Origin of the sequence: Halobacillus shinanisalinarum, from assembly GCF_022919835.1 — a bacterium.
Taxonomy (GTDB): Bacteria; Bacillota; Bacilli; order Bacillales; family Halobacillaceae; genus Halobacillus_A; species Halobacillus_A shinanisalinarum.
Genome location: NZ_CP095074.1, coordinates 2,148,345 through 2,163,249 on the forward strand (window position 1 = coordinate 2,148,345; position 14,905 = coordinate 2,163,249).

Here is a 14,905-nt window from a genome sequence, read left to right on the forward strand (position 1 = left end):
GATGTTATTTATCCTTTCCATGCGGATTTCGCAGATCCAGTGTTTCTCGCGCTTCTGCTGGAGTCATAATGTCAGAACCGAGATTCTGTACGATACCTACAGCCCTGTCGACCAATTGTTCATTAGAGGCCAGAACACCTTTTTTCAAGTAAATATTATCCTCTAGGCCTACCCGAATATTTCCACCTTGTAAAGCTGATTGGGCTACGATCGGCATTTGCATTCTCCCGATACCAAAGGCTGCCCAGCGTGCATTCTCTGGAATGCGGCTCTTCATATAAGCGATCGTTTCAGCATCAGCTGCCGCTCCCCATGGAATACCGAGGCAAAATTGGAAAAGTGGATCGCCATCAATCAGCCCTTCGTCTACCAGTTGGTTGGCGAAGCGGATATGACCGGTATCAAAGCATTCAAGTTCTGCCCGTACACCACTTTGCTGGATCAGGCTTGCCTGCTTTCTCAACCAATCTGTTGGACTAATATATACCTGATTACCAAAGTTAACACTTCCGCAATCCAACGTGCAGATTTCCGGAAGTAGTTGACCGACCGGTTCATGGCGTTCTTCAGGTGTTTGCATATCTGTCCCTGGACCACCACGTGTCGGATCTTCATCACTTGGTATCCAATCGCCGCCTCCACCAGCAGTGATATTCAATATAACGTCCGTGTCAGCTTCCCGAACCCGTTCTACGACCTCTCGGAATAGGTTCACATCGTGACTCAATTGCCCAGTCTCCGGATCACGAGCATGAATGTGTGCAATGGTTGCTCCTGCTTTTGCAGCTTTAATGGAAGCATCTGCGATTTCTTTTGGTGTCACAGGCACATATGGATTTTTAGAAACCGTGTCTCCAGCCCCTGTCACGGCACAAGATAATATAATTTTTTTCTGCATGATAAATCCTCCTTGCGTATTTCTCATTAGTATAGGATGTGCTAATAGGGAACTAATTATTTGTTTCTTTGTCTTCACGAACAGGTACGTGTTTAAAAACCTCTCCGCTTTCAAAAAACTCGATCAGCCGGTTAATCCAATCGTAGTAGTCCAGCCAAATCCTCGTTTCCTTTAGCAATTCATCAATTTTTTGTTCAGTTTCTTCATCTAGGTTTTCAGTTTTCTCTATCTCCGCTAGCTCTCGCTGAAGTTTTTGCTCGAACATTTTGCTTTTACTTATAGCTTTGCGCCAGTTAGATGTAAATAGAGATATAAAGGTTTGATAATAATCGCGCTCAACATTATACATGTCTTTGCGCACACCTTTTTTAAATGCCTTTTCCGCAATATTAAGATCTAACATTTCACGGACAACCTGGCTCATCCGGGTTTTGCTCATACCGAGACTCTCGGATAATTCGTCAAGAGTCATCGGTTCCCTATTCATATAAATAGTCCCGAGAACGCGCCCTACGGTTGTCGATATCCCAAACGTATGCATATTGTCGGCGATCTTTTCTACAAACTGTTCTTCAACTTCTCTCGTTTTGTCGAACGGTTTTTCTTCCACATACCTTCATCCTCTCGACTTCCTGCTTTATATAAAACAATGTAACACACCTGGTTTAAAAATGGAAAACGAGTATTTTGAAGCATTTAAAAGTTAGTAAGGGTAATCTTAAGTAAATTCCCCGATATATTTTATGCAATTAAAATTTTATAAACTATATGTATTATATATACAATAAACGCACTTTATTTTTTATAAATTCTTCTTTATACTGAGGCTATTGCCGAATCATCCTCAGTGTTGCTGGAAAAAGAAATACGATATGAAAATTTTTTGGAGGTGGCTTTAACTTGCTGAAATTCGATCACGTAACAAAAGTGTACGAGGGAGAAAATAAAGCGGTTGATAATATGAACTTGGAGGTTGAGAAAGGGGAATTCGTTGTTTTTATCGGGCCAAGTGGTTGCGGAAAAACAACAACAATGAAAATGATTAACCGTCTGATAGAGCCTTCACAAGGGAGTATTCTTATTGAAGGGGAAAATATTTTGGAAAAAGATTTGGTGCAGCTCAGGCGTGAAATTGGCTACGTCATTCAACAAATTGGATTGTTTCCACATATGACGATACAAGAGAACATTTCACTAGTTCCAAAGCTGTTGAAATGGCCTGAGGATAAACGCCGCAGCCGTGCAGAAGAATTACTACAGCTTGTGGACATGGAGCAGGGCTATCTGGATCGCTTCCCGCATGAACTAAGTGGGGGTCAACAACAGCGTATTGGCGTATTACGTGCGCTTGCAGCAGATCCTCCTCTCATCTTAATGGACGAACCGTTCGGTGCTCTTGATCCGATCACACGAGATTCATTACAGGAAGAATTTAAGAAACTGCAGCAATCACTAGGGAAAACGATCGTATTTGTCACACACGATATGGATGAAGCCCTTAAGCTGGCAGACCGAATTGTGATTATGCGTGACGGACAATTGGTACAAGTCGGAACTCCTGATGAAATTCTGCGAAATCCAGTCGACAACTTTGTAGAAGAGTTTATTGGCAAAGAACGGTTGGTACAAGCAAGACCGACCATACAAACCGTTGAACAGATTATGAGTCCCGACCCCGCAACAGTGACCGAAGACAAAACACTATCTGAAGCGATTCAAATCATGAAGCAGCGCAGAGTGGATTCATTGCTTGTTGTTGACGGTCAGGGAATTTTAAAAGGTTATATTGATATTGAAATTATTGATCAAAATCGTAAAAGAGCAACTCAAGTAGGGGATGTACTGAATACGGAATTGTACACGGTAACAGAAGGAACATTGCTGCGGGATACGATCCACAAAATATTAAGAAGAGGCATGAAATATGTCCCAGTTATTGATGAGGAACAACACCTTCGTGGTCTCGTGACCAGAGCCAGCCTTGCTGATGTTGTATATGACTCCATTTGGGGCGAAGAGGATCAACTCGCCACGACGGATCTATAGGAGGGGATGAGATGGATCAAATGTTAGAGTTTTTAGCGAACAATGGAAATGAATTGTTAATGAAAACATGGGAACACTTTTACATTTCGCTGATCGCCGTTCTACTTGGCGTTATCGTTGCGATTCCTCTGGGAGTGGCGCTTACACGCGTTCCTAAACTTGCAGGATTTATAATCGGAACGGTCGGGGTCGTTCAAACATTTCCAAGCCTTGCGATCCTTGCCTTCTTTATCCCTATTCTCGGGGTTGGGAAGGTTCCTGCCATTGCCGCATTATTTTTCTATTCAATGTTACCAATGTTAAGAAACACCTATATAGGGGTGAAAGACGTTAACAAAAGCTTGTTGGAAGCAGGACGTGGAATGGGTATGAGCGGCCTGCAGCGTATCCGTGATGTTGAATTACCGCTTGCCGTTCCGGTTATTATGGCAGGTGTTCGAGTATCAACGGTTTACCTGATTGGTTGGGCAACCCTTGCTTCGTTTATCGGTGCCGGCGGATTGGGTGATTACATTTTTAACGGATTAAACCTGTACCGTCCAGACCTTATCATCGCAGGGGCTATCCCTGTTACCTTAATGGCGATGTTAACGGACTTACTTCTTGGACGTCTTGAGAGAGGAGCGACACCGAAAGGCATCAGAGATTCACAGGAAGCCTTTTAGAAAGGGGGATCATTACAAGATGGTTAAAACAAATAAGAAATCAATTGTCGCGTTGTTACTCACTTTAACTTTACTTGGCGGTTGTTCACTACCTGGATTAAGCGGACCTTCTGAGAAAACTGTCACCATTGGTACGCTCGGTACTGCTGAATCATCTATTATGGGAAATATGGTTCGACTCATGATCAATCATTACACGGATCTTGAAACAGAGATGATTTCAAATATGGGATCTTCCACTGTACAACATGAAGCGATGATGTCAGGTGATGTGGATATCACTGCCACAAGATACACCGGTACAGATTTAGTTGGTGCATTAGGGAGGGAGCCGATCACCGATCCGGACAAAGCCCTCAAAGTAGTAAAAAAGGAATTCCAACAACAATTCAACCAGACATGGTTTGACTCATACGGTTTTGCCAATTCATACGCTTTTACCGTAACAAGTGAATTGGCGGAAAAAGAAAATCTAAAGACCGTATCAGATCTGGAGTCGATCGCTTCTGAACTAAGGCTGGGTGTGGACAGCTCCTGGATAGAGCGCCCGGGTGTCGGCTATGAATCGTTTGTTAAAAAATATGGATATGAATTCGGCCGTATCTTTCCAATGTCGATTGGCTTAGTTTATAAGGCGGTTGAAAGCGGAGAAATGGATGTCGTGCTGGCCTATACTACTGATGGTCGTCTCGAGTCATTCGATCTAGTTACTTTAGAGGACGATAAACATCTTTTCCCACCATACGATAGTTCACCAGTAGCCCGCAACGAAGTGCTTAATAAGCATCCTGAACTCCGAGATATTCTCAAGAAGTTGTCCGGGACAATAAGCACACAAAAAATGCGTGAGATGAACTATATGGCTAACGTAAAAATGAAAGAACCTGCACTTGTAGCCAAAGACTTTTTGGAAAAACACAATTATTTCGAACAAAACTAACTGGGGGTGATCTCACTTGAAAATACTTGAAGAACTGTGGTTCTATTATTCGCAAAATATGACGTATGTAGGGGAGGAATTTTTCCGCCATTTTCTAATGTCTGCCTATGGTGTTTTATTTGCAGCGATTGTTGCCATCCCCATTGGCATCATTATTGCACGCCGGGCCAGATTAAGCGCTTGGGTGATTTCACTTACGAACATTATTCAAACTATTCCAGCCCTGGCTATGCTGGCTGTTCTTATGCTGGCCATGGGGCTTGGGGCCAATACCGTTGTCTTTGCGTTGTTCCTATATTCCCTTTTGCCCATTCTAAGAAATACGTATACAGGAATTCGCAGTGTGGATAGTGCGCTGCTTGAATCTGGACGCGGCATGGGAATGACAAAATTCCAATTGCTGAGGATGGTAGAATTGCCTTTAGCTTTGTCAGTTATTATGGCCGGGCTTAGGACTGCTCTGGTTATCGCGATCGGTATTGCCACTATTGGCACGTTTATCGGAGCAGGAGGTTTAGGGGATATTATCATTCGTGGTACAAACGCCACAAATGGTGCGGCTATTATTCTGGCCGGGGCCATCCCCACGGCAGTAATGGCAGTCGTTGCCGATGTAGTAATGGGCTGGCTTGAGCGATTGCTTTCACCTGTTAAGGTAAAAAGTGCGAGTAAAACAGAAGAAACGGTCTAGCAGCAGCCGAGGGCTTCCCCCTCAGCTGCTTTACTATATATACGAGATCAGGGACTGAGCCCAATTAAGGAGGCGTTCTAAATGCAAATTTTGTTAGAAAAGAATGTTGCCTGTACGATGCGAGACGGAACTATTCTTTATGCAGATATCTATCGTCCGCATGAAAAAGGAGAGTATCCGGTTTTACTGACCCGACTCCCCTACAGTAAAGATTCACCTTATTATTCCCACCGTTATCTTGATACAAACCGGCTTGTCGAGAGCGGTTATGTTGTCATTATTCAAGATGTGAGAGGACGTTTTCAATCTGAAGGAGAATTTGAACCATTTATCTACGAAGCCGAAGACGGTTATGAGACGGTTGAATGGGCTGCAGAATTGCCATATTCTTCAGGAAAAGTAGGTATGTTCGGCCTTTCCTACTATGGCTTTACACAACTGTTGGCAGCCACTGAACGTCCACCGAGTCTACATGCAATTTTTCCGGCTCAGACATTAAGTGATCAAAGAAACGGAAACTTTTATTATAATGGTGCATATGGATTGGGATTATCAGAAACTTGGGTACTCGAATCCATTGTGCCAGACCTTATCAAAAGAAAATACAAGGATCCGGATTCATATGATATGGCCATGAAAAAATTAGCTGAAAGTATCGATCATATAGAAGAATGGTATGTCCATGCACCAATTAAGGATTGGCCGCCTCTCAAAGAGCTCGGTGTCGCAGAGTATTTCTTTGAGCAATTAGAACGGGGATTGCAAGATGAAGATTGGCAGAAATCAAGCATCGCAAACAAGTACAGTCAAATAAATGTTCCGGCATATCATCTGGGCGGATGGTACGATAGTCTACTAGGGTCCACGTTGGAAAATTACGTGGAAATGAAAGAGAAAGCGGACGAGCGAAAAATAAAGGAAGACCAGAAGTTAATCATCGGCCCTTGGGCCCACGGCGATTTCGGTTCTTTAATCGGAGACCGCAAATTTGGTTCACATGCCTCTGAAGATTGGATCGACTATAAAGAAGACCTCACCCAACTTCACCTCCGCTGGTCTGATTATTGGCTGAAAGGCAAGGATACACAGATCATGGATGAAGCACCGGTTAAAATTTTTGTAATGGGGGTAAATCAGTGGCGTGATGAACAAGAATGGCCGCTAGCGCGTACAAACTATGTACCCTATTATTTGCACAGTCAAGGCGATGCAAACTCAAGCGACAGTGATGGGACATTGTCTACAGCAAAACCTGACCGTGAACCAGCAGACAATTATGTATACAATCCCAAAAAACCTGTCCCAACAAACGGCGGAGGCACATTGTACGATGGCGTTAACACAACAGGACCACGTGACCAAAGAAACATCGAGGAAAGAGATGATGTGCTAGTCTATACATCTGAACCGTTGGAGAAGCCACTTGAAGTGACAGGACCTGTTAAAGTTAAATTATGGGCGTCAACAGATGCAGAAGATACTGATTTTACTGCAAAATTGATCGACGTGCTGCCTGATGGTACGGCTTACAATTTAGCTGATGGGATTGTACGTGCAAAGTATCGAAACGGCTACAAACCAGAAGCACAATTAAACGGTGAAGTCGTCGAATATGAGATTGATCTATGGGCGACGAGCAACGTATTTCTTACTGGTCATCAGATAAGAATTGAAGTTTCATCCAGTAACTTTCCGCGCTTTGACGCAAACTTGAATACTGGTCAAACCATGATGAACAGTACTGAATCCAAGCTTGCGAATCAAATGGTGTACCACAATAAGGAATGGCCTTCACATATCATTCTTCCCGTTATCACTAAGGATGAATAGCTGTGGCGCGAAAGTATGGCTAACGGAAGTCCCGATTTACCCTTTCTAGAGATAAATCGGGACTTTCGTTCATAGTTCGAAACACCCTTTTTTGTAATTCTAGTAACATGGATATTTACACTTTTCTTAAAAAGTCTGCCACAATAAATCCATGTACCTTTTATTAGTAGTTTACCCTTCTCCCATGTTCTTAGTGAAAACACCCTAAAAAATCGGCTCTCAAAACTATAAACTGTCTCATAACATAACGCTTTGGAAATACACTACTCTTCCCACTTCGAGGGGGAAGAGCAACAAAATTCACGAAAAGAGCCTACATAAAAACCGTTAGTAAACCAACATGATAATAAGACCGGGTTTTATGATCTTGCCAGATGACCCACAACGTTTAAGTATTCAAATTTCATCCCCCCTTGATTTCTTCATCCATATTGAGACCTCCACAAATAAAAGGCGGCATATGCTCGCCACTCCCCCCAGTTCCATGATAGCTTTTCAACATAGTTCGTCGAAGGTTTTCGATCCAATCCGAATTGTTTTCTTAACGCGTGGTGGATACCAATATCCGCAGCTGGAAAGGCCGAGGTTTGATGGAGACATCGCATCATGACGTAGTCTGCCGTCCATTCCCCTACGCCTCTTAACTTCATTAACCTATTTTTCATATCAGAATAATCCAGTTGCAAAAGCCCTTGCTTCGTTATTTCCCGGGAAACTATTGCTTTGGCGATCCCAATTACATATTCTGCTTTTCTAGTTGTAAACTGCAACCCTTTTAGATCATTAACTGTCAGGGCTGCGATAGTTTCACTGCGAGGATAAAGCCAAAACTCCTCGTCCTGATGCTCAAGTTTTTCACCAAAATGCTCTACAAACCTCTTCTTTAAAGTGTAGGCAAACGTTAGGTTGATTTGCTGTCCGATGACAGCCCAGGTCAGAGCTTCAAACAAATCTGGAATTCCTACAATGCGTAACCCTGAATGCTTGGGCACAATGTTTTGTAGAATAAGATCTTCGTTTGCCATTTTATAAAAGCCTTCCAAATTTCTTCCTAGATCAAACCAATCCCATATGTAAGAATATACGGCCACACCCTTCTCTTGACTTGGTGTGCCAAAAGGAAACTCAACGGTTAAAGCATTTTCTCCGCTTGTTATTTCAATTAAAAGAGGGGATTCATTTATTTTGAGGAGCTTAGTGAGCTTCTTCCCATTCACTTTATGAAGCACTTCTTGATTAGATCGGTTTAGGTACACTAAACATTGATCCAAGTTAAAATCTAACGGCGTAGGTACGATTATATAATCCTCACGATTCATCATTGGCCTCCTAACCTTATTGCGTGCTACATGCCCTCGGCTACTCACCTTTTCCCAAAAAATGCATAAAAAAAGACCTCCCTATTAACTTACTAAGTTGACTGGCGAGGTCTATCCTTTCCTTATCTTTCATTAACACGATCACAAAATAAGTTTCCCACTCTATTATTAAGGTAGCGAGACTAAAAACCTACATTAGTCAACAACGATATAAGCGATCATTGGACCATTCGACTCAATGCTGGAATGCGTATTACAAATGAGCCGATAAACACCTTCTTCATCAAATTTTAGATCAACTATCGTCTCTTTCCCCTTCTTAACTATACCTTTCACGTCTGTTCCTTCAATTGTAAATGGATGTTCCTTGCCATTCACTCCATAGATACTGAGCCTAAACTGCTCCCCCTTCTCAACATAAATTGTCCCAGGGTCCCAGCGGTAGGCTTCCAGTTCTTTGCCATCAGCTGTCTCTGATTTGAACTCTCCTGTAACCAGGTTAATCACCCGTGTGTCAGCATTTACGGGCTCTGATACTGTAGGTACAGACTTATTCCACCATAATGAGCTTCCTACGAAATAAGCAGCAATACCTAACACCAAAATGCTGAGAAATAGACCAATTTTCCTTTTTGTAAGAAATAACACTTTCAATGTGACCCCTCCCATGGCTTGTTTACTTATGCTTATGCAACCAAACCATAGGAACTTGTCTAATTTACATAAAAGTTAGACCCCTTTTTCTCAAAAAAGCAATGATTGCCCAGCATAATCAAAAAATAGCCGCGAATGCGACTATTTTTACAGGTGACCTTAAAATGTCGGAGAAAGTTCCACTGAACTCACAGTATTCCAATGTGGCGGGGTCCTCAGTGATAAGCAAGTCAGACCTTTTGTAGAGAATGAAGCTGTTCACCCAAATATTTAGCAAGCTCCAGCATGCCATAAACGTTCGCCTTAGCTTCCGCTTCCGAGTTGTAATTCGTGTTCGTATTCACATCATACGTATAAAGTTGTCCGTCTTGATTCTGAATTGCTTCGATGCCGGCAACTTGAATATTGTTTTCCTGTAAAAAATTCTCATATTGTTCAAGGATTTGAGGGTGGTAGTTATCTAATATCTCAAATTTAGCTCCACCTGTTTCTTCTCCACCTGTTGGGCAATACATGTCATCGATTGTGCATGCATCAGCCGGGCATAATTCGAAGCCTTCAGATGTATCTACTTTTACAGCATATAAAAATTTTCCGCCGACAAATTCATGACGCACAATATACGGTTCTGGTGCTTCAATGTACTGCTGGACAAGTGTAACCCCGTCAACAGGATCGTCGAAGAATTCTCCATATACATACTCTTTCAGTGCTTCGATGGAATGGAACAACTGAACACCTTGCCCTTTTCCTGCACGATTGTGTTTAGTAATGAAAGGAACCAAGTCCAGCTCTTTGGCTGCATCAATAATCTGATCCTTACCGACAGATGCGATCGTCTTCGGTGTCGTAATTCCGGTCTCATTAAGAGCCATATACTGATTCACTTTACTTACTTCTAGTCGAAGCGCGCGACTTCCGTTTACAACTGTACGTCCGTATCGCTCAAGCCAAGCAAGCACAGCCTCGGTGAATTCTGGCGCAAAGCGGTGATCTCTTGTGTGTGAAGAAGCACTTATCCGATTATAAAAAACGCCTTCTGGAGGCTCACTTGATAAGTCGAGGTTTCCTTGGTCCAAGTGCCATACTTCAAATGGCAATTTTAGTTCCTTGAGACGTTTTGTTAAATGATCTGTCCATTCGTCATTCTCGTGTAACACATAAATTTTACTCATGAGATCAGACTCCTTTCTGATTGAGCTTCGAGCCATTCTATTTGGTGTTGAGAGTAAGAAATCATTTTATATTAGAATATCTATATTGAATATAACACATTAAACCGACCCTTTTACCCTGTTATGCTCATGCAACTTATCCTATTCAAACAAAATGAAAACGCAACGCACCTTAAATTTCCCTCTTCAATCGCAAAGAATATAACTCTTGATTAGAATCGGTATCAGGATGAAGTGAAAGCGGGAAACTAATTTGTTGGAGAACCAACCACAACCCAAGAATGTTCGTTTACGACCCTCTAGTTCTGATCGGCAGGATAACTGATCCCCATCTGCCTGCGCGCTTCTTGCAGAATTTGGGAGGTAATCAACGTGTTCTTATAAGAATTAACAGCGGACTGAGTCTTGCCTTCTTTAGCAAGGCTGATAAATTCTTGCAGTTCATAATACATTGGAGGAAACTCATCCTGACGATCGAGAACATTAACGGCGCCATCATTAAATCGGATCTCAATATCTTTTGGCTCTGAAATGTTAGGGATGATGATAACCCCCTCTTCTCCTTGTATTTCAGAAAAGGCATAGGAGTGATTAATCTTCGAATGAGTAACCACAGCCTCCATTCCTTCGTATTCAGCAAGAATGCTGCCTTGTCCATCGACGCCTGATGCAAGTGCAACACCATTTGCTTTTAGTGACTTTGGATTACCGAAAAGTACAACCATTGGATATACCCCGTACACTCCTAGATCCATTAACGATCCATTGGAGAAAGCAGGATTAAATGCATTGAGTACTGTACCCTCTCGATATGTGTCATAACGGGAAGAATACTTACAGAAGTTCCCCACATAGCGACGCACCTTGCCGATTTTATGCAAATGTTCTTGGATGCTTGCAAAGCCTGGCATCAATGTAGACTTAATAGCTTCCATTAGCAGAACGTTATTCTCTTTCGCTGTCTCCACCATCCTTGCAGCTTCACGCTGGTTGGATGCCATCGGTTTTTCACATAACACATGCTTGCCGTATTTCATCGCTGTAATAGCCTGTCCAGCATGAAAGGAATTAGGACTGGCGATATAAATGGCATCCACTTCTTCACACTGTGCCATTTCTTCAACCGATGTAAAGGTTAGGTCTGCCCCATATTCCTCAGCAAACTGTTGTGCCTTTGCTTTAGTTCTGGAATAGACGGCCTTCAACTCAAAGTCTGCTACTTCTTGTCCTGCTTCGATCATTAATTTTGTTATGAAATTAGTTCCAATTACCCCGAATCGAATCATACATTCATTCGCTCCTTTTTCGTTTCTCATTATAGTTTACAGTATATAAGGGTTAGCTTTTTTGTTCTATCTCGCATGCTACTGTCCAATTAACTGCCAATAAACCCCGTTCAATTACAGGCGTCCCCCTATTATTCAAACACTCGCTGATTGTCTGATCTAGCAACTGATAATTAGCGGCAACGGTTAGTGATAAGGCTGTAAGGTTAGTAAGACAAAGGGGACGGATTTACTTTTAGTCATCATTACCCTCCTCTAGTCACGAATTGCCGTGTCGTACCACATAAGTGCTTTATGTTCGATCTCTTTCACGATCCCATTTTTCTTCACTATGTAAGATTTTATATCATACGGAAAACGCCGGGCTAAATCTTCTTTAACACCGCCATATCGCGTAACTTCTTTAGGATGAGTTCTCAAATAATCACGAAAAGCTAAATGCCGGGCTACTTCAGAGTCTCCTTTTTGATAAACATGGACATGGTGTGTCCGCTGATAACCGCCCTTTTCAAAGAACCTTCGACCAGGAAGCCCATTTTCTCCTTTTGCTACATAACCAATTTCCGCCATGGCCTCATTGTAAGTATCAATACTATGAATATCCTTACAAACTGCCATGATATCAATGACGGGCTTGGCTTTTAGCCCTTCAACAGCTGTGCTTCCAATATGGTCGATGTGGACAATTTCCTGATTAAAGATTTGGTTTAGGACGTTTGCTTCTTGTTTAAACTCGAGAGACCACTGCTTCTGATAAGAAATGACTTCAACTTTTCGCATCATCTGGCTCCCTTATTTCACTGACAAATTGTTGGACAGCTTGTTTAAATTTGGTCGGTTCCTCTAAAAATGGGTAGTGATTACTATCTTCAAACACGACAAGTTTACAACCTGATATGTGCTCATTCATTTCTAGAGAATATTCTAGTGGGCACTGGACATCATGTTTTCCACACATAATTAAAACCGATGTATCAATCAATTGCAATTTGTGAGTGACGTCAAAAATAGGGAGTTCCCTTACAAAATAATTCATGCGGACGGCGGACATTGTCTTGTGGACACGATCATTAAATAGTTGTTCATATGCTTCAGGCTTATATAGTGATAACTTCGTTCGTTCAATGGTCAATTCTTTGCGTCTCGTCTCAGATAAATCTTTCCGCTTTAATTTTTCGATAAGACTTTGCATGAAAGCGAAGTCTGGATGATTCTCATTATAAATGCATTGGTCCGAGAAAGTCATATATTCTCTTGCAGCCGCGCCTACAATTAATTGAAAATACAAGTGTTCGGAAAAGTAAATACTATATAGAACGCCAAGCATCCCCCCGGTAGAATGTCCGGCAAACCCCCATTTTTTATAACCAAGCATGTCTCGAATTGCTTCTAAGTCTAAAACAGATTCAAACATACTTAATTGATGGGGTTCTGCTGCTTTTTCCGAGCGGCCTGTTTCTCGTAAATTCACCAAGTAAACACGATGCAAGTCGGTAAATGTTTCGGCAAAATAATCACCTGAATCATTAAATTCTGAGTATAGATGTGTAACGCACAGAGGCTGCCCGCTTCCTTTCACAAACACTTCAAATATTCCACGGGATGTTTCAACTAGCCTTGCCTTCCACCCGTCCGTGTCAATTCCCCACTTTTTTAAAAAGGATCTGTACTTTACTTAACTTCGACCCCTTCGTTAAAAAACCCTCCCACATTAAAAGCCTACACCTTCAGTGTAGACTTTTAATCCCTTATATGCTTTAACCCTAATTTTGCTAATACGATTTGTCCTTCTCTGGTCGGGTGAACATCACCTTTAATAATATACTCAGGGTGATCCCTAAATGACTTATAAGCGTTGACCAGCTTTACATTAGTAAAGTGGCTTAAAAGTTCAATTAACGAGCTATATTGCGTGTTAATGTAACTCAACGGAGTGTCTAACTTGTCACCAGCTTCAGGATAAGGATTGTATATGTTATATACAAGTATTTCCCCCTGAGTTAACCGTTCGAGTTCGATGATAGTCGAATATACATTAAAGATTAGATCACGGACAACAAGAGCTACTTCTTCCATTTTGATGCCTTTAAGACCTTGGTTTTCTTTCAGGAGGTTCAGTAGATCATTGCCACCGATATTAACAACAACGTAATTTGCATCTTTAATCGTACTGCGAAACTTGTCGTTGGAACGAACGGCCGTAAGCAGTTCAGAAGATGTCTGCCCCGGTACACCTAGGTTAGTCACCTCTAAATCAGCTTCATTGCCTATAATGTAAGGAAATGCTCCTCCTGAAGGAAGAGTGTTATCTTTTGTTAAGTTATAGCCATAAGGGATTGAATCTCCTATCGCTACAAGCTGTTCCGATTCACGAGCATGAATTGACTGTGGGATAAACAAACTTCCAATAAAAAGTAAGCCAACGCATAAAAGGGTAGTTACTTTTCTCAAAAACCTGTCACCCTTTCTTCACGGGTGAGACCTTGTTATTGACCCGCTTACTGATCAGTATTCCAGAAAATCGGGAAATTCAATCATGTAAACGTCATCCTATATTTTCTTTTATATCCGAAAAAAACAAGACGCCAACCTGCTGGCGCCTATTGCTTATTTACCAATAAATAGTTGGGTCCAATATTGTCCATCTTCTGTGTATCCCACACCTATTTCAGTTACATTCTCATTCATAATATTTTTACGATGGCGAGGACTGTCCAACCAGCCTTTTACAACTTGATCTGGAGTTTGCTGACCTTCGGCGATATTTTCAGCAGCCGTGTCGAATTCAATTCCGAATTGCTTCAGCATTTGAAGGGGACTGCCGTAAGTGGGCGAAATATGCGAGAAGTAATTCTTCTTAGACATGTCCTTAGATTTGGTTTGAGCGACTCTGGCTAGCTCACCGTTAGTTTTAAGTGGCTCAAGCCCTTCCTTTTTGCGAGCTTGGTTCGTCAATTGGACAACCTGTTCTTGAAACGCTCCTGTCACTTCATCGACCCGTTGACGGTTTGTTCCTAAATGGTCCCCGTCTGCTTCAAAAAGGTCTTGATCTCGTGCTTCGGGATCTTCCATAGGAACGTGAGAATTTCCCCCTTCTGAAGGAATGTTGGCTTCAAACCGATCCTGTCCTGATCCCATCCCTATTTCCTCTCGTTGTTCAGGGCCGAAGTCTACACGATTGTAGTTATACGATTCTCGCTCAACAGCTTCTTTATTATTTCCCCCACATGCTGTCAGAACGATGGTCATAATTAGTGCGGAAAATACTAATAATAAATCCTGCTTCATCTTATATCCTCCTCAAGGGATTAATCATCATTACTATTTGCAACGATGAAAAATTTATCCTTGAAAAATGTGGAGGAGCCCAGTGCTCTTAATTAACGCTAGTGATACTTTAA

The 14,905-nt window shown here is 42.0% G+C and carries 15 protein-coding genes; 5 read left to right on the forward strand and 10 right to left on the reverse strand.

Annotated elements, in window-relative coordinates; all coding sequences use genetic code 11:
• Positions 1–4 precede the first annotated feature (4 nt).
• Both MUO14_RS10595 and MUO14_RS10600 read right to left on the reverse strand, forming a co-directional pair.
• Complete coding sequence (locus tag MUO14_RS10595; protein WP_244755184.1) at positions 5–898, reverse strand: beta-keto acid cleavage family enzyme; 894 nt, start codon at positions 896–898, stop codon at positions 5–7.
• Between the two features lie 52 nt (positions 899–950).
• Positions 951–1,508, reverse strand: coding sequence for a GbsR/MarR family transcriptional regulator (locus tag MUO14_RS10600; RefSeq protein WP_244755185.1), 558 nt, complete (start codon positions 1,506–1,508; stop codon positions 951–953).
• 290 nt (positions 1,509–1,798) lie between these two features.
• Between MUO14_RS10600 and MUO14_RS10605 the strand changes: the two genes are divergently transcribed.
• The 5 genes from MUO14_RS10605 to MUO14_RS10625 all read left to right on the forward strand — a co-directional run bounded on the left by MUO14_RS10605 (position 1,799) and on the right by MUO14_RS10625 (position 7,070).
• A complete protein-coding gene (locus tag MUO14_RS10605) occupies positions 1,799–2,944 on the forward strand; it encodes a betaine/proline/choline family ABC transporter ATP-binding protein (protein WP_244755186.1) in 1,146 nt (381 codons plus the stop codon).
• An 11-nt stretch (positions 2,945–2,955) separates the two neighbouring features.
• Positions 2,956–3,609 (forward strand): ABC transporter permease, encoded by a 654-nt coding sequence (locus MUO14_RS10610; protein WP_244755187.1) that lies wholly within the window; start codon positions 2,956–2,958, stop codon positions 3,607–3,609.
• 19 nt (positions 3,610–3,628) lie between these two features.
• Positions 3,629–4,549 carry an osmoprotectant ABC transporter substrate-binding protein gene (locus MUO14_RS10615; RefSeq protein ID WP_244755188.1) on the forward strand — a complete coding sequence of 307 codons (921 nt, stop codon included), beginning with the start codon at positions 3,629–3,631 and terminating at the stop codon, positions 4,547–4,549.
• 58 nt (positions 4,550–4,607) lie between these two features.
• Positions 4,608–5,240 (forward strand): ABC transporter permease, encoded by a 633-nt coding sequence (locus MUO14_RS10620; protein WP_396265841.1) that lies wholly within the window; start codon positions 4,608–4,610, stop codon positions 5,238–5,240.
• Positions 5,241–5,321: 81 nt separating this feature from the next.
• Positions 5,322–7,070, forward strand: coding sequence for a CocE/NonD family hydrolase (locus MUO14_RS10625; RefSeq protein WP_244755190.1), 1,749 nt, complete (start codon positions 5,322–5,324; stop codon positions 7,068–7,070).
• A gap of 422 nt (positions 7,071–7,492) precedes the next feature.
• Here the strand turns inward: MUO14_RS10625 and MUO14_RS10630 are convergent, their stop codons facing one another.
• The 8 genes from MUO14_RS10630 to MUO14_RS10665 all read right to left on the reverse strand — a co-directional run bounded on the left by MUO14_RS10630 (position 7,493) and on the right by MUO14_RS10665 (position 14,792).
• Positions 7,493–8,389 (reverse strand): DNA-3-methyladenine glycosylase family protein, encoded by an 897-nt coding sequence (locus MUO14_RS10630; protein ID WP_244755191.1) that lies wholly within the window; start codon positions 8,387–8,389, stop codon positions 7,493–7,495.
• 195 nt (positions 8,390–8,584) lie between these two features.
• Positions 8,585–9,043: a cupredoxin domain-containing protein gene (locus tag MUO14_RS10635; protein WP_244755192.1), complete on the reverse strand. Its 459-nt coding sequence runs from the start codon at positions 9,041–9,043 to the stop codon at positions 8,585–8,587.
• Between the two features lie 230 nt (positions 9,044–9,273).
• Entirely contained in the window at positions 9,274–10,218 is a 945-nt protein-coding gene (locus MUO14_RS10640; protein WP_244755193.1) for an ATP-grasp domain-containing protein, read from the reverse strand.
• Between the two features lie 299 nt (positions 10,219–10,517).
• Positions 10,518–11,504: a Gfo/Idh/MocA family protein gene (locus MUO14_RS10645; RefSeq protein ID WP_244755194.1), complete on the reverse strand. Its 987-nt coding sequence runs from the start codon at positions 11,502–11,504 to the stop codon at positions 10,518–10,520.
• Between the two features lie 255 nt (positions 11,505–11,759).
• On the reverse strand, positions 11,760–12,284 hold the full coding sequence (locus tag MUO14_RS10650) for a GrpB family protein (protein WP_244755195.1): 525 nt from the start codon (positions 12,282–12,284) through the stop codon (positions 11,760–11,762).
• Positions 12,271–13,089, reverse strand: a complete 819-nt coding sequence (locus MUO14_RS10655; RefSeq protein ID WP_244755196.1) for an alpha/beta fold hydrolase — start codon at positions 13,087–13,089, stop codon at positions 12,271–12,273. Before MUO14_RS10655 ends, MUO14_RS10650 begins: the two co-directional genes overlap by 14 nt.
• A gap of 155 nt (positions 13,090–13,244) precedes the next feature.
• Positions 13,245–13,955 carry an SGNH/GDSL hydrolase family protein gene (locus tag MUO14_RS10660; protein WP_244755197.1) on the reverse strand — a complete coding sequence of 237 codons (711 nt, stop codon included), beginning with the start codon at positions 13,953–13,955 and terminating at the stop codon, positions 13,245–13,247.
• Positions 13,956–14,111: 156 nt separating this feature from the next.
• Positions 14,112–14,792 (reverse strand): CAP domain-containing protein, encoded by a 681-nt coding sequence (locus tag MUO14_RS10665; RefSeq protein ID WP_244755198.1) that lies wholly within the window; start codon positions 14,790–14,792, stop codon positions 14,112–14,114.
• Positions 14,793–14,905: the final 113 nt, after the last annotated feature.

Bases quoted from the DNA above. Each gene is read 5' to 3' on its own strand.
- MUO14_RS10595 (WP_244755184.1), bottom strand. From the start codon at position 898: ATGCAGAAAAAAATTATATTATCTTGTGCCGTGACAGGGGCTGGAGAC.
- MUO14_RS10610 (WP_244755187.1), top strand. From the start codon at position 2,956: ATGGATCAAATGTTAGAGTTTTTAGCGAACAATGGAAATGAATTGTTA.
- MUO14_RS10615 (WP_244755188.1), top strand. From the start codon at position 3,629: ATGGTTAAAACAAATAAGAAATCAATTGTCGCGTTGTTACTCACTTTA.
- MUO14_RS10620 (WP_396265841.1), top strand. From the start codon at position 4,608: ATGACGTATGTAGGGGAGGAATTTTTCCGCCATTTTCTAATGTCTGCC.
- MUO14_RS10625 (WP_244755190.1), top strand. From the start codon at position 5,322: ATGCAAATTTTGTTAGAAAAGAATGTTGCCTGTACGATGCGAGACGGA.
- MUO14_RS10630 (WP_244755191.1), bottom strand. From the start codon at position 8,389: ATGAATCGTGAGGATTATATAATCGTACCTACGCCGTTAGATTTTAAC.
- MUO14_RS10640 (WP_244755193.1), bottom strand. From the start codon at position 10,218: ATGAGTAAAATTTATGTGTTACACGAGAATGACGAATGGACAGATCAT.
- MUO14_RS10645 (WP_244755194.1), bottom strand. From the start codon at position 11,504: ATGATTCGATTCGGGGTAATTGGAACTAATTTCATAACAAAATTAATG.
- MUO14_RS10650 (WP_244755195.1), bottom strand. From the start codon at position 12,284: ATGCGAAAAGTTGAAGTCATTTCTTATCAGAAGCAGTGGTCTCTCGAG.
- MUO14_RS10665 (WP_244755198.1), bottom strand. From the start codon at position 14,792: ATGAAGCAGGATTTATTATTAGTATTTTCCGCACTAATTATGACCATC.